Genomic DNA, 23,951 nt, shown 5'->3' with positions numbered 1-23,951 from the left:
ATTTGCCGATTTGGACATGTGATTATTCAAAAAACACAAACCCAAATCAAACTATTTTACTATTTTGATTACTTTAACTTGGCTAAAACTCAGGGCAACCTATTTTAGGCAAGGACAACTGTACGAAGGTTTAAAATAAAATTGATGTAGTGGTAACTCTTGCAGTTACCGCATTCGAAATGGCAACCGCAAGGGTTGCAGCTACGCCCCAAAAAAACAATAAATAAGAACTCTGTTGAACAAAATAAAATCCTTCGTACACTCCGCAATCAAAAATCCCAATTCCCCAATAGTAAGGGCTTATTTCACTGTAAATCCTCCCGTACCGATTTGATAACCTTCGGCGTATAATTCTACCTTATAGTTGCCCGCACGATAGGGAATATTACCACTACGTTGATAGGTAATCTCTACATTTTGGTTATTATTCTGAAAAAAAATAGATTTTTTAGCAGTGAAATTTGTCTCTTTTCCGAATACCGTAAAACTTCCCGAACCAGCCGCCGTGTCAAACAATACTGCCCCATCAGGGTCGAGCACACGAAGGTAGATAGCTTTTTCGTCTTGTTTGGCAATTGGATTGGGCATTAAGCTAAACGCCACCTTGATTTTACTCACTTTTGATGCCCTGTAGGTACCGCCATCACGCTCTTTTCCTCTGTCTGATACGGCCAATACTTGTACTTCCTGTGCTTGTAAAGCGGAGGCTCTACTCACTTTTGCCGAAAGCTCAGAGTTTTTACGAGATACATTTTCGACTGAATCGCTCAAAGATTTTTTGATGCCTTTCAACGAAACATTTTCGGTACTCAAGTCGGTATTTTCAGAAGTTAGTGTACGATTTTTTTCTGCCAAAATGCCATTTTCTTTACGAAGGCGATTCAGTTCGGCGTCCTTGTTGTTGAGGAGACTAATATACTCGGCTATTTTGCCATCATATTGTTGTTTCGAAAGTTCACCTGCTGATTTGAGTCCAGCAACATCAGCTTCTAACTGTTTTTTGGCAGCTTCTAACTCTTCTACTCGTCCACCCAAAGATTTGATTTCTGCAATTTTGGCATCCATTTGCATCCCAATCGAGTCCAAACTCATACGTGCCGACGAAATTTCGGCTACACGCTGGTCTATCATTCGATTTTGGTCTTTACTAATACCTTTTGCTTCAAATAGTAAATAGCCTAAAACAGCTGACAAAATAGCAAATGCACCTGTACCAGCTTTCCAGAGACTATTGTTGGACTTGTTTACATCCATAAAAGAGTTGATTAAATATGAGAACTTTCACTGAGATGTTTGTTGAAAACGATAAATAACTCGTTTTTCTCAAAACTTGAAAGTACTTTTCAAAGCCCGAAATTAAACAATTTAGCCTGATTCAAGAAATCTCTTTCTCGAAACTGTATAAACAAATATAGAATTTTGAAGATAGCCTATTATCCTGTTTCTGGTGGTTTTTCAAAATACCTTAGTGTCGTACTAATATTTGTGATTAATTTTAGAGATTGTATGACTAACTTGAGATTTCTTATAAATATTTTCTTTTTAACTCAAGATGATGTCGTCTTTGCACGTAACTTTGGCGACATTTCAAAATGGCTTTAGGCTGTGAGCCATAGGCTTTAGGCAAAAATATTTCTATAATTTTATTAAAATACACTTTTAAGCTTAATCATATTTTTTATATCGAAGTAATACAGACTTTATTCTAGTGTCTACGGCTTATAGTCTAAAGCATATTAATGCAATTTTACTCTATATTTTACTTAGATTAGGACATAATTCTATAGCTGATTGCTAAAAGCTGGTAGCCAATAGCCAATTTATATTTAGATAATTCGCACAAACTTATTTCAAAATAATGCCCAAATACGATTTTTTAGTCATAGGCTCTGGTATTGCAGGACTTTCCTACACCGCCAAACTTGCATCGCATTTTGCTGATAAAAAGCAAGATGTCAAAATCGCAGTCATCACTAAAACGGTGGCCGAAGAAACCAATACCAAATATGCGCAAGGAGGTATTGCAGCTGTTTGGAATAATGAGGATTCTTTCGAAAAACATATCGAAGATACCATGATTGCGGGTGATTTTTTGTCAGATCCAAAGGTTGTAGAAATTGTCGTAAAAGAAGCACCTGCTCGTTTACAAGAGTTAATTGACTATGGTACTGAGTTTGATAAAAAAGCCGATGGTTCTTACGATTTGGTAAAAGAAGGCGGACACTCAGATCATCGTATTTTGCACCATAAAGATTCTACAGGTAACGAAATCGAACGTGCTTTACTGGCAAAGGTAAAATCTTTCCCAAGCGTTGAGATTTTTACCCATTATTTTGCCATTGATTTGATTACACAACACCACTTAGGTGAAAAAGTAACGAAAGATACACCTGACAAAAAATGTTATGGCGTTTATGTATTCAATACTTTGACAGGCAAGCCCGAGACTTTTCTTGCTAAAACGACACTTTTAGCGACAGGTGGTATTGGTCAAATATATCAAAGTACTACCAACCCTACCATTGCTACGGGCGATGGTATTTCGATGGCATATCGTGCCAAAGCTTTGGTAGACAATATGGAGTTTATCCAGTTTCACCCAACGTCACTTTATCAGCCTGGCAAAAAACCTTCTTTCTTGATTTCGGAAGCTGTACGTGGACATGGCGGTATTCTGAAAAATAAGGATGGTGAGACATTCATGGAAAATTATGACCCTCGTTTATCTTTAGCACCGCGTGATATTGTTGCAAGAGCAATCGACTCTGAAATGAAGAAGAATGGGGTCGACCATGTGTATTTGGATACTCGTCATTTGGAGGCGGAAGATTTCAAGCATCATTTCCCAATGATTTATAACTATTGCAAAGATCATTTAGGTTTGGATATTACAGGCAATGACATGATTCCTGTGGTGCCAGCACAGCATTATTTGTGCGGAGGTATTAAGGTAAATGAATATTCGCAAACAACGATTAATTATCTTTTTGCCGCAGGCGAATGTTCGTGCACAGGCTTGCACGGAGCAAACCGTTTGGCGTCTAATTCTTTGCTCGAAGCGATTGTTTATGCGCATCGTGCATTTGAAAAAACGATTGAAATTTATCAGGAAAATACTATCCCTGACAATATACCAGACTGGAATGATGACGGTACGACACATCCCGAAGAATTGATTTTGGTAACCGAAATGACTCGTGAATTGGAATCCATTATGAGTAATTATGTTGGTATTGTAAGAACTGACCGTCGTTTGAAGCGTGCGTATGACCGTCTGGAACTGATTTATATTGAACACGAAGAGTTATATCGTGAATCCAAACTATCAGTACAGATTTGTCAATTGAGAAATATGATTAATGCAGCTTATTTGGTGATTAAACACGCCATTGCTCGTAAAGAAAATAGAGGCTTGCATTATAACTTAGATAATATCAGATAAGTGAGGAGTTTAGAGTGAAGAGTTTTGAAAATTATTCTTTAAATCTACGTTCCATCAGTAGATACACAATACTTGCATTTGAAGATGTATCTTTCTGAAATATAGTATCAAACATGAGTCATCCCGAATTTTTAGGATTGGGATTTATCAAAAAAGCGGTCGAAAATATTTTTCGACCGCTTTTTTGATGCTACTATGTTAGATATGAATTAGCTTAAGACGCAATCATTGCGTCTCTACTGCGAGAATACAAATTTTTACATAATCACTCATTTGCTCAATCTCCAAATTCGGTATGCCTCATGTTTAGTGAACAGTTAGAAAACAATCACTCCATATCATTAGCTAAACAATTCTTTTAGTTTAAGGGCAACCATAACATTTCCTGCAAATTTTAATTTTCCTGTGATTACTGCGCTCATAGGGTCAATATGACCATTTATAAGGCTCTGTAATACTGTAGTGGTTGTTCTAAATGAACAATCTGCTGTTTGGTAGTCGTCGCTTACATGACCCTTTGTACAAATCATGATACTTCCTTCTGGCAAGTCAAAACGAACTGTGCCACCCATTTGCATTAATTTTTCTTGATGTTGTGCGATTTGATACATTAATCTTTCCATAGTCGTATTTTTTACTTGTTTGAGTTCTTATATCAAATCTAATAAATGTAAAAATTAAATACAAGCGAAATTTCGCTAAAATATATATTTTCGCAAAAATGTATTTCAAAATACCTCAGAGACCCTATTCAGGGCTAATAATTTCCTGTTCACCAGTATATTAGGACTTCTTGGTAACGAAACTTCCTATATATCAGTCAATATTTCATAGTAAATCCAACCACATATTTGAGCATTCAGATAGTATCTTTGTGAATAAGTAACCAACATTCATAACAGACTAAATCCTATTTTCGCTCAGACAAAGCGATGTTTATCACATGCAAAAACTTTTTACAACCTTAGTGGGGCTATTATGGCTATTGTCTTTTGGTACTATTGCGCAAAATTTTACCCTAAAAGGACAAATTATCAATCAAGCTACGCAGTTGCCTATCGAAGGGGCAATTGTTCGAACCACGCCCAATGGTTATGCGATTACCAATTCTTTGGGAGAATTTTCTATCTCAAAACTGACTTCTGCTGAAGTACAGGTGCAAGTTTCGCATATTGGTTATCAGAAATACGAAGCCAAAGTAAAAACTAATCAAACGCTTAAAATTGCTTTGCCCGTAGCGATGGTTCAGCTCGATGAGGTAGAGGTACATCCCGAAAATGCGCACCAACAACAAACAATCAGCAGTATAGATTTGCAATTGCGTCCTATTAATAACTCACAAGAAGTATTGCGTTCGGTGCCAGGATTATTTATTGGTCAACACGCAGGAGGAGGCAAAGCTGAACAGATTTTTTTACGAGGATTTGACCTTGATCATGGTACAGATATTCGCTTGACAGTGGATGGTATGCCCGTAAATATGGTATCGCATGCACACGGACAAGGATATGCCGATTTGCACTTTGTGATTCCTGAATTGATAGAAAGAGTGGATTTCAAAAAAGGACCATATTATGCCGATAAAGGTAATTTTACGACAGCAGGTTGGGTAGATTTTAGAACAAGAAACGTCTTGGACAAAAACTTTGTAAAGGTTGAAGCAGGGCAATTCAATACTTACCGTGCTGTAGGTGCTTTTAATCTTTTAGGACAAAAAGCCAAAGAGCGCAATGAATCAATGTATGTAGGAGGGGAATATAGTTATTCTGATAGTTATTTTGACTCGCCTCAGCATTTTCGTCGTGTCAATGCTGTTACCAAATACAATCGACAATTTTCGAGTAAATCACAACTAACTTTGACTGCTTCTACCTTCTGGAGTAAATGGAATCACTCAGGACAAATCCCCGATCGTGCGGTAGATGCTGGGCAAATTTCATTTTATGGAGCCATCGATGACACCGAAGGTGGCGAAACCAGTAGAACGAATCTCAATGCGCAATTGGTAACACAATTAGGCAATGGCGTATTGAAAAACCAATTATTTTACTCCAACTACAACTTTTTGTTATTTTCCAACTTTACCTTTTTCAAAGAAGATCCTGTAAATGGAGACCAGATAAAGCAGCATGAAAACCGTAATCTTTGGGGAGGAAACACCAGCTATTCGTTGGAACATGGTAATGGTGCGAGTTCGAATATTGGTATAGATTATCGACAAGATTTTGTCAATAACCTCGAACTATCACGAACTGTAAACCGCACTTTTGTCAGTGATTCGTTGAAATACGGCAAAGTTATGGAACAAAACTTAGGTTTTTATTACGACTACACCATGCGATTATCAGAGCGATTGACAGCCAATGTAGGTTTGCGATATGATATGTTCTGGAATCGTTATAACAACTTTTTGAGTGATTCGAGTAAATATACTTTGAAAGCCAATGCTTCGATATTAAGTCCTAAATTCAACCTATATTACACACCAAACAATCGCCTGCAATTGTATTTGAATACGGGTAAAGGTTTTCACTCAAACGATACACGTGTAGTGGTAGCTACCCAGGGACGTGAGATATTGCCAGCAGCTTACGGTTCTGATTTGGGAGTTGTTTGGAAACCGTTTTCTAAATTGTTGCTCAATATGTCGGCATGGTATTTATGGCTCGACCAAGAGTTTGTATATGTGGGTGACGAAGCCGTCGTAGAACCAAGTGGCAAAACCCGTCGTATGGGACTAGATTTTTCGTTGCGTTATCAAATTACAGATTGGTTGTATGCTGATATGGATTGGAACATAGCCAAACCAAGAGCGTTAGGTGTAAACGAATTACAAGCATTTTTGCCTTTGGCTCCAACCCGAACTTCAACAGGAGGCTTGAATGTAAGAACACAGAATGGCTGGAGTGGTTCGTTGCGATACAGATACATGGCTGACCGACCAGCCAATGACGATAATACCATTATTGCCAAAGGATATTTTGTCAATGATATGCAGGTCAATTATCAATACAAGGCATACAACTTTGGCTTATCTATCCAAAACCTTGCTAATGTGCGTTGGAAAGAAACGCAGTTTGCTACCGAAAGTCAGTTGAAAAATGAAACAGAACCCGTAAATGAAATCCATTTTACGGCAGGAACACCATTTTTTGCCAAGCTGTCGGTAGGTATATCATTTTAGAATAAGAGCTAGAAAAAATGAAAAGGGTAGGATATAAACCATTAGTCTATATTCTACCCTTTTCTTGTAAATGTCTTAAAGCTTACTGATGAATTTTTGCTTTCAAGAAATTAATCAGCACATCCAAACCAAGGTCGAAGCTATGATTGTTTGGGATTACGATGTCGGCTACTTTTCTATAAGGCTTAATAAATTTCTTATAGGTAGGGTTTACGTGATTTTTCCAACGATACATCACGTCCATCAAATCATATCCTCTTTCTTCGGCGTCGCGTTTGATACGGCGATTAAGTTTGATTTTGTTGGTGGCATCAATAAATACCTTCAAATCCAACTGGTTGGCTACTTCAGGGTAATGGAATACGAAAATACCTTCAACAACTACAATTGGAGCTGGCTTAAAGCATAACATTTTAGGAGTTACAGCCTTATTATTGAAAGTGTATTCTTCTTTGTGTACTTCCAATCCTTTTTTCAACAGCTCAACATCGTGGGCAAAAGCCTCTCCATCAATTGATTCGGGAAGGTCAAAATTTTCAACACCATTTTCATCTTTCAATTGAAGATGACGTGGGCGATAATAATTGTCTTGAGAAATCAAACAAATTTCATTTTCTGGAAAAGCCTCAAGCAATCGCTTCAGGAACAAAGTTTTGCCCGAAGCACTGCCACCAGTAATACCTACGAGATACGGTCGTTGGGGAATAGCCATTGATTGGATTAATGTTAAAGAAATTTTACTACTAGAATTCTACCCAAACGGGCAATGAACTATGCTTATACACATAAACTCCCCCAGCCGATAGAATAGTTTCTTTGAATGGGGGAATTCTTAATAGCGCTGAATCAAGAGAGAGGAGTGAAGAATTCAACATCCACTTTCGATTTAGACTATTGTATATTTCAGCAAAGTTCGGAAAGATTCACGACTTTATTTTCGTCCAGTAATAATTTTCTTATCTAAAGCTGTCCAAAGTTGGTTACGATAGGTATCTCCGAGAGGAATAGAAGTTTCGTTATCCAAGAAAATTTGGTTGCCTTCCACAAAATCTATTTTACCCAAAGAAATAATATAAGAGCGATGAACCCTCAAAAATAAGTCTGGCGAAAGTGCTTCCTCTAAGTCTTTTACATTGAGCAGTGATACGAATTTTCCACGGGTGGTATGCACCGTTACATAATTTCCTAAGCCTTCTACAAAGAGTATGTCATTGAGTTCAATTTTCTGGATTCTACTTTCAGTTTTGATAAAAACATAGTCATCTGCTGTACCCGAGCGCTCGCTTTCTGTGCTTCTTCTCAAAATAGACTGAGTTTTATCGATGGCACGTACAAATCGTTCGAACGGAACAGGCTTTACCAGATAGTCGATATTATGATATTGGTATCCTTCAAGCGCATATTCTTCATAGGCAGTAGTAATAATGAATCGGCAGCGACTGCCCGCCAATTTCATGAGTTCAATGCCCGATAGTTCAGGCATTCTTATATCTACAAAAGCTAAATCAACGGCCTGGGTTCTGATTAATTCGAGTGCTTCAACGGGACTTGTAAAGGTGGCTAGTAAGTTTAGTTGAGGCAAACGATTGACATAGTTGCTTAATACATCAATGGCGGCGCGTTCATCATCTATAACGATACAATTCAACATTCTAATAAAGTATTTAAAGTACTAAGTGCAGCGTCAAGCTAAAGAAATCGCCTTCGTCACTGGTGGTTAGTTTGTGCCTGTTAGGATAGGCGAGTAGTAGACGGCGGCGGGTATTGCTCAAGCCAATACCTCCTGATTGTTTTTTAGCTTCGGAACACTTTTTATTATAAGTTTTAAATGTTAAGTGGTTTTCTTTGACCGAAATTTCTATCAAAAGTGGGTGAGTTGGGTTCGATAAATCTCCAAATTTGAAAGCATTTTCTACAAAGGTTAATAGAATCAAAGGCACAATGCGACGATACTCTAAATTGCCTTTTATTTCTACCTGAACATGCAACTGATTATCGAATCTAAGTTGGTTGAGTTCGACATAATTCTGAATTTGAGCAACCTCCTTATTCAAGTGAACTTTTCCTTCTTCGTCGTCATCTTTTATCGCATAACGCATAATTTCAGATAATAATAAAATACCTCGTGAGAGATTTTCTGAATATTGCACCGACTGCGCATAAAAGAAATTAAGCGTATTGTAAAAAAAGTGTGGACTGATTTGTTTTTTTAGATTAGTTAACTCAGCTTGTTTGATGGCGTCGTTCAAGCGTTCTTTTTCTAGTTTTTCAATTTGCTGTTGTTGTGCTTGTTCAAAAAAGCTTTGAGCATACCAAAAGGCTAGTGCCCAAGAAATAATAACTGTATAAGTACTGGCTTGAAACCAAAGGTCTTTGCGCCAGTGCGAATATTGAGAGGGGTCAAACCATTGTGGGATAAAGACAAAATGAACCGTTAAAGTCCATACAACAACCATTCCAATGCTGAGCCCCAATCGTGGTACTAAAATTCCTGCTGAGCTTGGTTGGGCTTGGCGAGGGAGTACATATTGGGTAACTAATATAAAGACACAAAGCTTACAAACACCGTGTAATATGATTGGTACAATCGTCTTGAAGCTGAAGGGTACTTCTATTAGTCCATAGTACACTGCTACTTCACAAAACATGTATAACAACCATACCAAAAGATATATCCAGATAAGCCTCAATTTGTTATTCATTCCCAAATTTACCATGAAGAAACGCACTTACCATCAAAAAAAACATCATTTTATGAATTTCATAACCTAAGTTAAGAGAAACATTTATTTAGCCCTATTTTGAGAATAGCTTCACACAGAAATCTGACTTGTTGACCCTCTTTATATACCTGTCTACGTAAATAATTTTTAGAATTGTGTATTAATATTGAAATTTGATTTCCAAATAATATTTGGTATGAGTACACCTCAAAAGCATTTAAAGTTAATAGTCTCTACTCCTATTTTCCCTTCAAAGGACTCACTTGTTGAGTCCTTTGTAATTTATAGCTATCTCCAATTTGGCAATTTCCTCTTTACTTCCTATCGCTTAAAGAAACTTACAAGCTATCTTTGCGGTTAAGTTTAATAAACGATAGTGATAAGATACCAATTCTTATCTAAATGGCATAAATGTTATTTGCCACTAATTTCGAAAAACAATCATGGGCGATTTAAAAATCAATAAAGAAGAAATTCTCAAGGCTTTATCTACGGTTCCTGAACCAGATTTGAAAAAAGACCTTGTTACCCTCAATATGATTAAGGATATTGAGCTGGGTATCGGAGAGGTACGTTTTACCGTTGTACTTACAACACCAGCTTGTCCTTTGAAAGAAAAAATCAGAAAAGACTGCGAAAACGCGATCCACGAACACGTAGACCCCAATCTGAGAGTGGTTATTAATATGACTGCTGACGTAACAACGACCCGTTTTGGTAATTCTACCTTGTTGCCTGATGTCAAAAATATTATCGCAGTGGCTTCAGGTAAAGGTGGTGTGGGTAAGTCTACAGTAACAGCTAATTTAGCCATGGCGCTTAAATTGTCTGGTGCTAAGGTTGGTATTATCGATGCCGATATTTCTGGCCCTTCGATTCCTGTGATGTTTGGCGCTGAAGATTTGCAACCAATGGTACAGCAGATAGACGGCAAAAACATGATTCAGCCAATCATGCAGTACGGCATCAAGATGATTTCGATGGGCTTTTTGGCTCCTCAAGACAACCCTGTGCCTTGGCGTGGTCCGATGGCTACACAAGCTTTGCGTCAGTTCTTTGGTGATACACACTGGGGAGAATTAGATTACTTATTGATTGACCTTCCTCCAGGTACTTCAGATATTCACTTGTCGTTGGTACAGCTTGTGCCTGTAACAGGTGCCGTGGTAGTAACAACTCCACAAAAAGTAGCTTTGGCCGATGCTACTAAAGGTTTGATGTTCTTCCGTCAAGTGCAAATCAATGTTCCTGTATTGGGTGTTGTAGAAAATATGGCTTATTTCACACCAGAAGAATTACCTAATAATAAGTATTATATCTTCGGAAAAGATGGTGGTAAAGCATTGGCTGAAAAATACGAAACCGAATTATTAGGCTCAATTCCATTGGTACAAGGAATCCGTGAAGGTGGTGATGAAGGCAAACCTGTAGTAATGGGTGATTCGATTATGACACAAGCCTTTAAAGATCTTGCCGAAAACGTAGCACAACAAGTAGCTATTCGTAATGCAACGATAGACAAAACTACGCCAGTGCAGTTGAAAGTGTAGACGATAAATACATATAGCTAAATTTCCTAGCCATCTGTCGGCTTTGGTATCAAATAATTACGATATTTGTATTACTAGCAAAATCGAATAGGGCAGAAGCAAAATTCTAGCTTGAATATATTTATGGATCTTGCTAAAAGACCATACAACCAACTTGTTATAAAGCATGGAAACAACGTTTGAGAATTCTCTAGCAGAAAAAGTAGAATCGGCCTTGAATAAGATTCGTCCTTATTTGGTAGCTGATGGTGGCAATGTGGAAGTTATCGAAATCACAAACGATTTGGTTCTTCGATTACAATTTGTGGGCGCATGCAGTTCGTGTTCAATGTCTGCCATGACTTTCAAAGCTGGTATAGAGGAAACCATCCGTCGTGAAGTTCCTGAAATTGCTCGTATCGAAGCTGTTGTGGCTTAATTCACTTAAAGCTTTGTCCAAAATATATATAGCCCTTGCAAATTATTTTGCAGGGGCTATTCGTTGTGTAGGAGCAATAATCAATTTTGGATTGGGGATTTTTGATTTCGGATTTTAATAATAGTATTTGTTTATAAAATAGATACTTCCGAAATCAAACATCCGAAATCCGCAATACTTAATCATTCGCAAATTCGGATTTTAATAATAGTATTTGTTTATAATAAACGATACTTCCGAAATCAAATATCCGAAATCCGCAATACTTAATCATTCGCAAATTCGGATTTGGGATTTTAATAATAGTATTTGTTTATAAAAATAGATACTTCCGAAATCAAACATTCGAAATTCGCAATACTTAATCATTCGCAAATTCGGATTTTAATAATAGTATTTGTTTATAAAATAGATACTTCCGAAATCAAATATCTGAAATCCGCAATACTTAATCATTCACTCAATAACAACCGTATGAAAAAAATTGCTTTACTATTTGCCTTTGTAGTAGGTTTGGTACAGGTGCAAGCACAGGTACGAGGAGGTATTAATTTCTTTAAAGGAACACTCAAAAGTGCCTTTGCCCTAGCTCAAGCTCAAAACAAACCACTTTTTGTTGAAATTTATGCGATTGGTTGTCCTCACTGTGAAAATTTCAAGAAGACTTTTGATGCTAATGCCAAAGTAGGGGCTTTTTACAATAAAACCTTTATCAATTACCAATTGGAAGTAAACTCTCCTGAGGCAAGAGCTTTTCGTCAAAAACATAATATTTATGTATTGTCAACACCCCTGATGAGTTTTTGGGATAAAGACGAAAAATTGCTGCATATCCAGTCGGCTGGTGATGAGCAAAACAACGAAGCTTATATCATCAATATGGGCGAGCGTGCTATTAATCCACAAATGCAATCGGCCATTTGGAAAAGCTATTTCAAACAGGGAATGAATGATGATAATTTCTTGATTGAATATGCCTACACTTGCCGTTTGCTATGTGATACAACCGACAATCTTGCGGCAATGCGCACGTATGCACAAAAGCAAAAACCAGAGATGCTGTCTAGTCCAACCAATTTTGTGGTTTTACAGAAAATCATCATGGACGACGAAAACCCTTTGTTTGTCAACATGATGAATCATTTGGAGGAATTTAATAAAAAGTTTGGTGCGCAAAATGTCAAAGTTACAGCCGAAAATATCGTGATGTATAGTTTGTATTGCAGCCGAGCACAACAATATTCGCCTGAAAAATTCACTCAAATGAAAGAATATCTTCGTCGTTTGGGTATCGACGAGCAATCCATTCGTGGGCGTTTTGTATGGACCGAATCGACTATCCTTTTCAAGGCAGGCAAAGACATAGAAGCAGCTAATTTGATAGATGCTTTTTGTAAAAATGTAAAGCAAATCGATAAGAAAGATGCAGCATTTATCGAGAATTTTGTCAAAACAAAAACAACTAATCCCGCAGCACTTGAAAAACTAGACTGGATTTTCAAGAAGAAGTAAGCTAATCATATCAAGAATATCATCAAAATAGAAGCAAGTAGAAGAATAAGAAACGATCACTCCTATATCTTCTCTCTTGCTTCTATTTCATTTTTATTGCCTCAACTTCTTCAAAACCCTGCTGTCTCGTCTAAATTTGCTATATTGCACGCCAAAAATAGCATTCTCTTCAACGTTTAATCCCGATTGCTTAATCGGGCGTTTCAAGCATGAATATAGGTATCTTCTTTGGCGGGCCCGCTCGTGAACGTGAAATTAGTTTTGCAGGTGGTAAAACGGCGATGGAAAACATCGACAAATCACTTTTTACGCCTGTTCCAATTTTTGTAGACGGCACAGGAAACTTCATCATTCTCAATGAGTCGCTGGTATATTCTAGCGCTATTCGTGATTTTTATCCCCCAAAATCTTATCAAGGCGACTACACGATATACTCAGAATCGTTAGGGCAATTGTCTGATGAAGAACTTGATACCATGCTTCAAACCATTGGTACACGTATTTCACCCGACAAGTTTAAGTCTCACTTCGATTTTGCCTTTATTGCTATGCACGGTCCTGGTTGCGAGGATGGCAGTATTCAAGGTTTGTTGGAATGGTACGGTATTCCATATTCAGGTCCAAGTGTGATGGGCTCTTCGATTGGGATTGATAAAATTGCCCAAAATGATTTGATTCGCTTGGCAGTAGGTCTTAACAAAAGAACAGCAACATTGACTCGTCAATCTTTTGAGCAAGAAGAGGCTAGTGTTTTGTTCGAACAAATCAAAGCACAAGTTGGATTACCATTTGTGGTAAAAGCTCCACACCAAGGGTCATCTATTGGGGTAGCTTTTGTGAAAAAAGATGAGGTAAGTGATTTTGTAAAAGCGGTAAAACAGTGCTTCTTTATTAGAGAAGTAAGTGCTGAAGAATGGAATACCTCTGACAAGAAAGAATATGTTCAGAAAATGGCGAATCTCGATGAAGGGATCGGTTTACCAGTGGCATTGAACAACGAATTAGTATATCATCCTGCGGAATTATTGACGAAACTTGATGCACATTTTGCACAGGCAAATACCAAAGCTGAGTTGATTTCTAGTAATGCTGAAGATGCTGTTTTATTTGAAAGTTTTGTAAAAGGACAAGAATTTAGTTGTGGGGTAATCCAAACGCCAGATTGCGTGTCGGTGGCATTACCACCAACCGAGATCATTGCTGGTGTAGAGGTTTTTGATTTTAAAGCAAAATATCAATCTTCTGCAACACGCAAACGTATTCCTATTGAAACTACGTTAGATAATCTACATAAGGTACAAGCAGATGTCAAGAAAGCTTTTGACTCCTTAAAATTTGGCGTTTGTACACGTATCGATGGCTTCTTGACACCAGAAGGCGAAGTGCTATTGCACGACCCAAATACTATTCCTGGTATGTCACCAACGTCCTTGATTTTTAAGCAAATGGCTGAAATCGGTTTGAATGTGACCGATGCGATTACTTATTTCATTCGTCAATCGATTCGTGAGCGTATTCGTACAGGAAAAAATACCATCAAGTTTCAGTTATTATTGGAAAAATTAGATGTAGCTATTGCTACACGTATTGCAGGTTTGGCTTCTCGTAAGCAAGTAGCCTTTTTGTTTGGTGGGTTCGATGCCGAAGCGCAAGAGGCATCTTATGCCGAAGCAAAAAAAGCGTATGGTCGTTTGGCAGCTAGCGCGGATTCGCTTCCTGTTCCTATTTTTGTGACAGGAAATGACGCTTCTTCAGCCAAATATTATAAACTTCCTACGAACATCATGTTTAAAGAATTTGCTGAAGATATTGTGAAGGCATTAGATGGTTCAGTTCATCCATTGATTACTCAGACTCGAATCAATGCGGAGGCAATTACACTACATTTTACGGGTAAATTGGTTGGAACTGTGGAAGAAATAGACTTATCCACAATCTTATCAACATGCCAAGCACAGCAGAATTTTGTAGCTGGTTTAGAGATTACGCTGTAGTATTTAGTGGTTGAGTGAATGAGTGAATGAGTGATTATTTGAATTCGTAGAGACGTAATATTTTACGTCTTAAGCCGAGTCAGAGGTAGCGTAGTAGTATCAAAACATGAGTCATCCTGAATTTTGAAACAAACATGATTCAATAATTTTTATCAAAAAAAGCGTTCGAAAATTGTTTTTCGAACGCTTTTTTTGATGCTAGATAGAACTCAGTTTTAGACGTAAAGTATTACGTCTCTACGGTTGATATACCAATTTTAACATAATCACTCATTCACTCAATCTCTATTCACTCAATTTATTTAACGCTAAATACGCCTTGTCCAATTTTAAATCCTTCAGCATACAATTCTATTGTATAATTACCAGCATTATACCTTGAGTTTTCGCCACGACTAAAAAGCATTTCAACACGTTGGTCATTACTCGTATATTCTATGACTTTTTTGGAAGTGTAAGCCGTTTCGATGCCATTAAATTGGAAAATTCCAGAGCCTAATGCACTATCCGAAATCACAGCACCCGTTGGATCTAGAATACGAAGAATGATTTCCTTTTCATTTTGCTCTGTTAAAGGGTTAGAAGGAAGCGTGAAAATAATCAATAACTGGTTCATTTTCTTTGATTTATAATTGCCTCCATCTTGTACCTTTCCACGAGAACTCACTGCCAGTGCCTGAATATTGATGGCTTTTAATTGAGCACCAATTCTAACTTTTTTGCTTAGTTCTTCGTTTTTACTACGTTCTTCAGTAACAGATTGAGTAAGGACTTCACGCTCGGCACGTAAGCCTGTATTTTCACGTACAACGCCTTCCTTCTCTTGTGTAAGAATACCTTTTTCCTTCACCAAACTTTCATTCTCTGAACGAAGCTTATTGATTTGTTGGTCTTTTTCAGATAGTAAAGCAATGTATTCTTGGATTTTCTCTTCGTAGGTATTTTTGTCAAACTTACTGGTATTTTTTAGTTCGGCTTTGTCATGATTTAAGCGAGCCTTCAAGTGTTCCAGTTCTTCAACTTTGCCGCCAAGCTCCTTAATTTCAGCGATTTTGGCATCTAGTTGTGTTGAAATAGAATCCAAACGAGTACGTACCGCAGTCAGTTCTTCAATTTTTTGATTAATGATAGATTCCTGACTTTCAGTTTTTTGATTTGCATTAAATAGCATATAGCCTAAAACCAAAATAACAACAGCCGCAAGTCCCAAAAGAATTTTGAGAAGGCTATTGTTGCTTGAGTTAGGCGAATTTTGATTATTCATAATAATAAAGTACTAAAAATGAAAAGATATATTTTACCATAAATTACGGTTGCAATAATAGATAAAGTTTTGAACCGAAATAAATTTTCATTTGAAATATCAATATTTTGTGCGTATTGATGAAAATTAGGGATTATTGATTGAAATTCAATGTAATGGTGCGTGTTGCAAAACTATCCAAACGTGGATATAGATGGACAAATTGGAAATTAGCAGAAACAAGGATAAGGCTTATAACTCAGAAAGCTTTACTAATGTACGTTTTTCTAAGCATATAAGCATCATGTAAGTGATACCATTTACTGGATTATTATAATGTTTGCTTTTAGCAATCAGCAGTAGGCATTAGGCAAAGAAGTTTCTATTACTTCATGAGAAATACTTTTTAATTTTTAGCCTACCGCTTTAAACCGTCGTATAGAATTAAGTTGGTAAAATATTAGTAATCAAAAAATACACTCAAAACTCACTACTCATTCTTACTTTGATGGGCATATTACCTTTTGGTTTGAGGGTAATTTGTGGATCAGGAATCACATTTTCCATTTTTTCAAAATCAAAATGTTTGACTAATAGGGCTAACATAATTTGCATTTCCATCAAGGCAAAATTGTTTCCAATACAAAGTCTAGGTCCGCCTCCAAATGGTAAATACGCATAACTTGGGCGTTGTTTTATTCGCTCTGGCAAAAAATTGTCAGGATTAAATTCCTCTGGATTTGTCCAATAGGCTTTGTTGCGGTGTAACAAATACGGACAAAAAAACACTTGTTCTTTAGCAGGAATCAAATACTCTCCAAGTGCTTGGTCATTCATCACTTGTCTGCTAATTGCCCATGCTGGAGGATATAGTCTTAGTACCTCGTTCACTACTTGTGCGGTGTAAGTTAGTTGTCGGATATTCTCAAAATTGGGTAAATTCTCTCCTAATACCTCGTTCGACTCGCGACGCATTTTTTGGACTATATCAGGATGTTGCGCCAACAGATACATGGCCCAAGACATTGCCATGGCGGTTGTTTCATGACCAGCAATAAACAGCGTAACTATCTCGTCTCGTAGTTGCTTGTCGGTCATTTGTTCGCCCGTTTCTTCGTCCTTGGCAGTGATAAGCATTTGCAATAAATCATCAAATTGTGCCTCTGGATTAGATTCAAGGGCATTTCTGCGGGTACTAATAATTTCTTGAATGACAGCATCTAACCGCTGAGACGAAGCTTTGAAGCGCTGATTGATTGTGGTGGGAACCCACATTGGGAATCTTACAGGAGTACGCATCTGTAAGCTCAAAATTTCATTGAGGGTATCAATATCCTGAGAAATATGAGCGATTTTATTGGCGTCTATACCCGTGCCAAACAACGATTTGGTGACAATTACTAAGGTAGTCGCCATCATTTCTTTGGTCATAGGTAGGATAGAAGAACCATTTTCTTGTTGGAGGCTAGCTTCCCAACGTTTAATCAAAGTCATCGTCTCGTCGTTCATGATATCGACTAACAAGGCCAAACGCTGCTTATAAAAAGCAGGCTGTGCTAGCTTACGTTGGCGATGCCAAAATTCACCATGACTCGTCAAAATACCATTTCCTAACACCTGTCCAAGAACTCTGTAAGCACGTCCTTTGACGAAGGCTTTGCTGTTTTCTTGTAACACATATTTGATGTCCTCTGCGTTGAGCAGCAAGTTGACTTTGAGGTACACAATCCGTAATTGTGCAATACGCTCGTAGTTATCTTGAAGTTTAAGCAAAAAAGTAAGAGGATCCCGTCCAAATTCTAATGCGTGTCCAAAGAAAAACACACCTTTGACCACTGGAGCTTTTTTAAGAAACATAGATTGTTAGTAAAATAAAAGGAGTTGAGTATTGGTGCTTTATGAATGATTTTAAAAATTACCCATTTCAGATATCGGATGTTGGATTACGGAAATGTAACTTACTTTTCAGTATTTTCGAAATCAGAAATCTCAAATCTGTAATAGTTAGAAATCCTTCGTGTAATCCTATATGGATGATTAACTATCTGTAAAATAAATGATTGTGTAAATGTAAAACACTCAATCACTCAATATCAATTCACTCAATTTAAAGATATATCTGTACCATTTTGCGCCAATAGCGAGCTTTGTGAGCTTCTTCGTCCCAGACGTACAAATGATGGTGAATATCTTTATGGTTAAGAATTTCGCTAAAATGAATGTTATTTTCCAAAAACGCATCTTCTTGTCCGATGGCTAAAATAATATCCATTTTGCGTAAATCGGCAAGTGTTTGCTCGTCCTGAAGATTCGGAATAAATTGAATAGGCGTGTTGAAATAAATATCCTCATCGTGGTAGCCGCTAAACAAATCCCTAAAATATCCTGTCGCCCAAGTCAAGTCATAGCGTCCACTCATGCCTACCGCTTTACAGAAATAATGAGGATATTTCATTGCTACATTGATAGCATGGTAAGCCCCCAAGCTACAACCTGCCGAAATCATATCACTAAAAGGATTGATTTGATGCATAAACGGAATCACCTCCTGTATAATATACTGTTCGTAAGCAATATGACGTACAATGCGTTCGCGAGGAGTGATATATTCGTTGTATAAACTTTCGGCGTCTACACTATCTACACAAAAGACCTGTAAATATCCAGCTTCGATTTTGTCTTGAATGGCAGCAATTACTCCCCAGTCTTCATAGTCATAAAACCTTGCAGCCCTTGTAGGAAAAAATAGTACACGTGTTCCAGTATGCCCAAATACCAGTAACTCCATGTTTTTTTGAAGGTTTGGACTAAACCATTGGTGGTATGAGCGGGTCATGATAGCGGAATTTTAAAAGGGATTGATAGGTCAGAAATTTAATAGGAAATCTTTTAAACTTGTTTAATTTGAGATAAATGTTTCAATAAAATTTCCTTCAAAATAGTATGTCCTTGTGTATTGAAATGCAATCCGTCGTTTTCGTAGTATTGTGGATTGGGACGATTGTCGTATCCTAAATAATTATCATAAATATTTACAAAATGCCAATAGGGATTCTGACGAGCTTCAATCTCGTTTTTGATAATCATATTAGTATATTTTACTTGGTCGTTGAGATACCAACGAATCGGACTGGGCTTAATCGAAACATAAGAGCAATGAATATCGCCATAGCGTTCTTTGACTTTTTCAAAAAGCTGAAAAAGAAAAATATAAATTTCCTCTGGATGGCGATTATTGCTCAAGTCATTGTCTCCCGCATACACGATAATATTATCGAGAGACTTTTGGTATTTGAATACTCTATCAAAATACCAAGTACAGGCTGCTAATGTAGAGCCACCAAAGCCTAAGTTTACAGGTTGGAAAGGTGCAAAGTCTTGGTAAAGCGATTGCCAAAGCGTAAAAGTCGAACTTCCATAAAAAGCCGTTTGGGGTTGATATTCTAAGGTTTTTTGTAATTTCTCTAATCGTTTAACTTCTTCTTCGTACCAAAACATGACTTTAATGGATAACAGGGTTATGATATTTGGGTGTGGACTGTTGACTCTCAGAAAGCAAAACAGCATAAAGCCATTTGCTAACCACCTTGAAGGTTACAGCATCATTCAAATATAGCCAAAAGACTTTAAACAAAAGGGCTGGCTGTGTCAATTTTACACAAACTCTTGTGTAGATAGGATAGACGATTTATCTAAATGACCTATAAATAGTTATTTGTTTTAGATAAAATTGCCTTAAAGCACTACGAAAAATACAAAATTGCTTATTTTTGCACTTTCATTCTGACGAGGTTAGTTGTAGGGTAACACACATAAACTAAAGCCCTAACGAGCAACTAGCCGAAAATGTATCAAAACAATGTCATCCAAAAAAATCCAATCAGCCCTCATTTCGGTTTATTACAAAGACGGACTCGCTCCAATTGTTGAACTCCTCCACAAGAACGGGGTAAAAATTTACTCAACAGGTGGTACTCAAACTTTCATCGAAGAAATGGGTATTCCTGTAACTGCCGTAGAAGATCTTACTAGCTATCCTTCTATTTTTGGTGGTCGTGTAAAAACTTTGCACCCAAAAGTATTTGGTGGAATTTTATACCGTCGTGACAATGAAGGCGATGTGCAAACAGCAGCTCAATTCGAAATTCCTTCGATTGACTTGGTAATTGTGGACCTTTATCCATTTGAAGAAACTGTAGCAGGTGGTGCTTCTGAAGACGACATCATCGAGAAAATCGACATCGGTGGTATCTCATTGATTCGTGGTGCTGCTAAAAACTTCAATGACGTATTGATTGTTTCTTCTCGTACACAGTATGCAGAAGTATTAGCATTGTTAGAGGCTAAAAATGGTGGAACTGACTTAGCAGACCGTAAGCGTTTTGCCATGTTGGCGTTTGGCGTGTCATCTCATTATGATACGGCTATTCATGCGTATTTCTCTGGCAACACAACAGATATTTATGATTTCAAAGCTTTACCAAACCACTCGTTGCGTTATGGTGAAAACCCTCACCAAACTGCTACATTCTATGGCGATTTGGAAGCGCTTTTCGAGAAATTAAATGGTAAAGAACTTTCTTATAACAACTTGGTTGACGTAGATGCTTGTATTACATTGTTGGATGAGTTTACTCAAACTTCATTTGTGATCATCAAGCATACTAATGCTTGTGGTGTGGCTTCTGCCGAAACGGTAAAACAAGCGTACTTGAATGCATTTGCTTGTGATACTATTTCAGCGTTTGGTGGCGTGTTGGCGACTAATGGCGAAGTAGATGCTGAAGCAGCTGAGGCAATGAACTCATTGTTCTTCGAAATTTTGATTGCTCCTTCGTTCACACCAGAAGCACTTGAGATTTTGAAAACAAAGAAAAATCGTATTTTATTGAGACGCAATGAAGTGGCATTTGGTAAGAAAATGTTCAAAACTTTGTTGAATGGTGTTTTAGAGCAAGATAAAGATTTGGCTACTGAAACAGCTCCTCAAATGCGTACTGTAACTGAAAAAGCTCCTACTGAAGCAGAATTGAAAGCTTTAGAATTTGCGTTGAAAGTTTGTAAGCATACAAAATCTAACACAATTGTATTGGCAAAAGATGGTCAATTAATCGCCTCAGGTGTAGGTCAAACCTCACGTGTGGATGCCTTGAAACAAGCCATCGAAAAAGCAAATGAGTTTGGTTTTGATTTGACTGGTTCAGTAATGGCATCGGATGCGTTCTTCCCATTCCCTGACTGTGTTGAAATTGCTCACAAAGCAGGAATCACGGCGGTTGTACAACCTGGTGGTTCTATTAAAGATAAAGATTCTGTTGCCTATTGCGATGCCAATGGCTTAGCAATGGTAATGACTGGTGTGAGACACTTCAAACACTAGAAAATATCCAACGCCTCAATCAGCCAGATTGAGGCGTTTTTATGCTCTATTGGGTAGGTTCCAGTACTACCACTTACACAATATGTAGGCTTCAAAAGAATCGTAAAAACACTTCCTTTTTCTTCAATTATTTTTGATTTTATCTTCAAAAAAATATTTCCTGAAAATTTCGAAAGTCAAGCCCTTGAAAATGCCCTTTTTTTAGGCTTTTAAAGCCCTTAAAGTGCCGTTATTTGTAGGTAAAGCAATACTTTTTTCGTATTTTTACGTTTTAAAGCAAAATTTCAAAGAAAGTGACTTGTTATCCTTACAAAATTTTCAGCATACAAACCCACGAATTGCTCAGGTTTTCAATCGCTACCCAAGTCCACTCAAGGAAGCACCTTATACTTCCTTTACTTTCTGGTACGTTTTATCATTAACAAACTGTAATTTATAACAAGCTACGCATGCTTATTGCGCCCTAATTAAAGTAACAACTTCAAAGAAGATATGTCAGAAATTCAAGAAACAATCGACAACAAAGCAAACTATGGTGCCGACAATATCCAAGTTCTAGAGGGTTTAGAGGCAGTACGTAAACGCCCATCCATGTATATTGGAGATACGGGTATTAAGGGACTTCACCACCTAATTTGGGAAGTTGTAGATAACTCAATTGATGAGGCTTTGGCGGGTCATTGTGATACAATCAAAGTAACCATCAACGTAGATAACTCGATTACAGTAGAAGATAACGGTCGTGGTATTCCTACGGGAATGCACTCTAAAGAGAAAAAGTCTGCTTTGGAGGTTGTAATGACAGTATTACACGCAGGAGGTAAGTTTGATAAAGATACCTATAAAGTATCTGGTGGTTTGCACGGTGTAGGTGTATCTTGTGTGAACGCCTTGTCTACCGACTTGAAAGTGACGGTATATCGTGAAGGAAAAATCTTCCAACAAGAATATAAAATCGGGGTACCTCAATACCCTGTAAAAGAAATCGGTATTGCAGACCGTACAGGTACAACCGTACATTTCAAACCAGATGATACGATTTTTACGGTTACTGAGTACAAATACGAAACCGTAGCAAACCGTTTGCGTGAGCTTTCGTTCTTGAATGCAGGTATCAAAGTATATTTGACAGACCTTCGTGATTTGGATGAAAATGGCGTGCCAAAATCAGACGAATTTTTCTCTGAAGGTGGTTTGCGTGAGTTTGTAACTTATTTGGACTCTACTCGTGAACGTTTGATTGCAGAACCAATCTACATGGAGGGTGACAAAAATGGCGTTCCTGTACAGGTGGCAATGATGTACAACACTTCGTATTCAGAAAACGTTGTGTCGTATGTAAACAACATCAATACCATCGAGGGTGGTACTCACGTAGCTGGTTTCCGTGGTGCGTTGACTCGTACTTTGAAAAACTATGCAGATAAATCAGGTGCTTTAGATAAACTAAAAATTGATATTGCTGGTGATGACTTCCGTGAAGGTTTGACTGCCGTAATCTCAGTAAAAGTAGCTGAACCGCAATTTGAAGGTCAGACTAAAACAAAATTAGGTAATGGTGAAGTTTCGGGTGCGGTATCAGCAGCGATGTCTGATATGCTTGAAACTTGGTTGGAAGAGCATCCAAAAGAGGCTCGCCAAATCGTTGCTAAAGTTATCTTGGCAGCACAAGCTCGTCATGCAGCTCGTAAGGCTCGTGAAATGGTGCAGCGTAAAACGGTATTGGGTGGTAACTCATTGCCAGGTAAATTGGCTGACTGTTCGGATAGTGACCCTGCTACTTGTGAGTTGTACCTTGTAGAAGGGGACTCTGCGGGTGGTACGGCAAAACAAGGTCGTAACCGTGCATTCCAAGCAATTTTGCCTTTGCGTGGTAAAATCTTGAACGTAGAAAAAGCGCAAGAATATAAAATTTACGAAAACGACGAAATCAAGAATATGATTACGGCGTTGGGTGTAAGCTTTGGTAAAGATGGTGATGAGCGTGCTTTGAATATCGAAAAGTTGCGTTACCACAAAATCATTATCATGACCGATGCCGACGTCGATGGTTCTCACATCCGTACGTTGATTTTGACGTTCTTCTTCCGTTATATGAAGGATTTGGTAGACAATGGTTATATCTATATTGCTCAACCTCCTTTGTATTTAGTGAAAAAAGGTCAACAATCACGTTACTGTTGGACTGAACCACAACGTGACCAAGCGATTCGTGAATTAGGAGGTGATAAAGAAAGTTCGGTAGGTGTACAACGTTACAAAGGTTTGGGTGAAATGAACGCCGAACAGCTTTGGGAAACAACCATGGATCCAGAAAGCCGTACCTTGAAGCAAGTAACGATCGAATCGGCTGCTGAGGCAGATCACTTGTTCTCTATGTTGATGGGCGATGAAGTAGCTCCTCGTCGTGAGTTTATTGAGAAAAATGCCAAATATGCGAAAGTAGATGTTTAGTCATCTTACTATTTTTGAGTTGTGATTGAGTGAATGAGTGATTGTTTTTTA

17 protein-coding genes are annotated in these 23,951 nt (G+C 37.7%); 8 read left to right on the top strand and 9 right to left on the bottom strand.

The window, feature by feature from the left end:
• Nucleotides 1-300 precede the first annotated feature (300 nt).
• Nucleotides 301-1,254, bottom strand: a complete 954-nt coding sequence (locus QM481_RS23450) for a DUF8428 domain-containing protein (RefSeq protein ID WP_283383587.1) — start codon at nucleotides 1,252-1,254, stop codon at nucleotides 301-303.
• Between the two features lie 604 nt (nucleotides 1,255-1,858).
• Between QM481_RS23450 and nadB the strand changes: the two genes are divergently transcribed.
• On the top strand, nucleotides 1,859-3,442 hold the full coding sequence (gene nadB, locus QM481_RS23445) for an L-aspartate oxidase (RefSeq protein WP_166551670.1): 1,584 nt from the start codon (nucleotides 1,859-1,861) through the stop codon (nucleotides 3,440-3,442).
• Nucleotides 3,443-3,783: 341 nt separating this feature from the next.
• Here nadB and QM481_RS23440 read toward each other — a convergent pair whose 3' ends face one another.
• The gene (locus QM481_RS23440; protein ID WP_166551669.1) at nucleotides 3,784-4,065 is read right to left on the bottom strand and encodes an SCP2 sterol-binding domain-containing protein; all 282 of its coding nucleotides are present in this window, start codon (nucleotides 4,063-4,065) and stop codon (nucleotides 3,784-3,786) included.
• A gap of 320 nt (nucleotides 4,066-4,385) precedes the next feature.
• On the opposite strand from QM481_RS23440, the gene QM481_RS23435 reads away from it, so the two are divergent.
• Nucleotides 4,386-6,626 (top strand): TonB-dependent receptor, encoded by a 2,241-nt coding sequence (locus QM481_RS23435; protein ID WP_283383586.1) that lies wholly within the window; start codon nucleotides 4,386-4,388, stop codon nucleotides 6,624-6,626.
• Nucleotides 6,627-6,708: 82 nt separating this feature from the next.
• On the opposite strand, the gene QM481_RS23430 is transcribed toward QM481_RS23435, so the two are convergent.
• The 3 genes from QM481_RS23430 to QM481_RS23420 all read right to left on the bottom strand — a co-directional run bounded on the left by QM481_RS23430 (nucleotide 6,709) and on the right by QM481_RS23420 (nucleotide 9,328).
• Nucleotides 6,709-7,338: a uridine kinase family protein gene (locus QM481_RS23430; RefSeq protein WP_283383584.1), complete on the bottom strand. Its 630-nt coding sequence runs from the start codon at nucleotides 7,336-7,338 to the stop codon at nucleotides 6,709-6,711.
• 219 nt (nucleotides 7,339-7,557) lie between these two features.
• A complete protein-coding gene (locus QM481_RS23425) occupies nucleotides 7,558-8,277 on the bottom strand; it encodes a LytR/AlgR family response regulator transcription factor (protein WP_283383583.1) in 720 nt (239 codons plus the stop codon).
• Nucleotides 8,278-8,290: 13 nt separating this feature from the next.
• Complete coding sequence (locus QM481_RS23420; RefSeq protein ID WP_283383582.1) at nucleotides 8,291-9,328, bottom strand: sensor histidine kinase; 1,038 nt, start codon at nucleotides 9,326-9,328, stop codon at nucleotides 8,291-8,293.
• A gap of 464 nt (nucleotides 9,329-9,792) precedes the next feature.
• Between QM481_RS23420 and QM481_RS23415 the strand changes: the two genes are divergently transcribed.
• From QM481_RS23415 to QM481_RS23400, 4 genes are all read left to right on the top strand, one after another.
• Nucleotides 9,793-10,899, top strand: a complete 1,107-nt coding sequence (locus tag QM481_RS23415; RefSeq protein ID WP_283383581.1) for an Mrp/NBP35 family ATP-binding protein — start codon at nucleotides 9,793-9,795, stop codon at nucleotides 10,897-10,899.
• A 166-nt stretch (nucleotides 10,900-11,065) separates the two neighbouring features.
• Nucleotides 11,066-11,317: a NifU family protein gene (locus QM481_RS23410; protein ID WP_283383580.1), complete on the top strand. Its 252-nt coding sequence runs from the start codon at nucleotides 11,066-11,068 to the stop codon at nucleotides 11,315-11,317.
• A gap of 474 nt (nucleotides 11,318-11,791) precedes the next feature.
• The gene (locus QM481_RS23405; RefSeq protein WP_283383579.1) at nucleotides 11,792-12,829 is read left to right on the top strand and encodes a thioredoxin family protein; all 1,038 of its coding nucleotides are present in this window, start codon (nucleotides 11,792-11,794) and stop codon (nucleotides 12,827-12,829) included.
• A gap of 209 nt (nucleotides 12,830-13,038) precedes the next feature.
• Nucleotides 13,039-14,823 (top strand): D-alanine--D-alanine ligase family protein, encoded by a 1,785-nt coding sequence (locus QM481_RS23400; RefSeq protein WP_283383578.1) that lies wholly within the window; start codon nucleotides 13,039-13,041, stop codon nucleotides 14,821-14,823.
• Between the two features lie 298 nt (nucleotides 14,824-15,121).
• On the opposite strand, the gene QM481_RS23395 is transcribed toward QM481_RS23400, so the two are convergent.
• From QM481_RS23395 to QM481_RS23380, 4 genes are all read right to left on the bottom strand, one after another.
• Complete coding sequence (locus QM481_RS23395) at nucleotides 15,122-16,087, bottom strand: DUF8428 domain-containing protein (RefSeq protein ID WP_283383577.1); 966 nt, start codon at nucleotides 16,085-16,087, stop codon at nucleotides 15,122-15,124.
• A gap of 459 nt (nucleotides 16,088-16,546) precedes the next feature.
• The gene (locus QM481_RS23390) at nucleotides 16,547-17,923 is read right to left on the bottom strand and encodes a cytochrome P450 (RefSeq protein WP_166551661.1); all 1,377 of its coding nucleotides are present in this window, start codon (nucleotides 17,921-17,923) and stop codon (nucleotides 16,547-16,549) included.
• Between the two features lie 250 nt (nucleotides 17,924-18,173).
• Nucleotides 18,174-18,902, bottom strand: coding sequence for an esterase family protein (locus QM481_RS23385; protein ID WP_166551660.1), 729 nt, complete (start codon nucleotides 18,900-18,902; stop codon nucleotides 18,174-18,176).
• Between the two features lie 53 nt (nucleotides 18,903-18,955).
• Nucleotides 18,956-19,564, bottom strand: a complete 609-nt coding sequence (locus tag QM481_RS23380; RefSeq protein ID WP_283383576.1) for a GDSL-type esterase/lipase family protein — start codon at nucleotides 19,562-19,564, stop codon at nucleotides 18,956-18,958.
• A gap of 361 nt (nucleotides 19,565-19,925) precedes the next feature.
• On the opposite strand from QM481_RS23380, the gene purH reads away from it, so the two are divergent.
• On the top strand, nucleotides 19,926-21,446 hold the full coding sequence (gene purH, locus QM481_RS23375) for a bifunctional phosphoribosylaminoimidazolecarboxamide formyltransferase/IMP cyclohydrolase (protein WP_166551658.1): 1,521 nt from the start codon (nucleotides 19,926-19,928) through the stop codon (nucleotides 21,444-21,446).
• Nucleotides 21,447-21,938: 492 nt separating this feature from the next.
• Nucleotides 21,939-23,900 carry a DNA topoisomerase (ATP-hydrolyzing) subunit B gene (gyrB, locus tag QM481_RS23370; RefSeq protein ID WP_283383575.1) on the top strand — a complete coding sequence of 654 codons (1,962 nt, stop codon included), beginning with the start codon at nucleotides 21,939-21,941 and terminating at the stop codon, nucleotides 23,898-23,900.
• Nucleotides 23,901-23,951: the final 51 nt, after the last annotated feature.

It is taken from the genome of Flectobacillus rivi (assembly GCF_030056655.1).
GTDB lineage: Bacteria > Bacteroidota > Bacteroidia > Cytophagales > Spirosomataceae > Flectobacillus > Flectobacillus rivi.
Note: the sequence above shows the minus strand (reverse complement) of the source record. Positions and strands in the feature narration are given on the sequence as shown.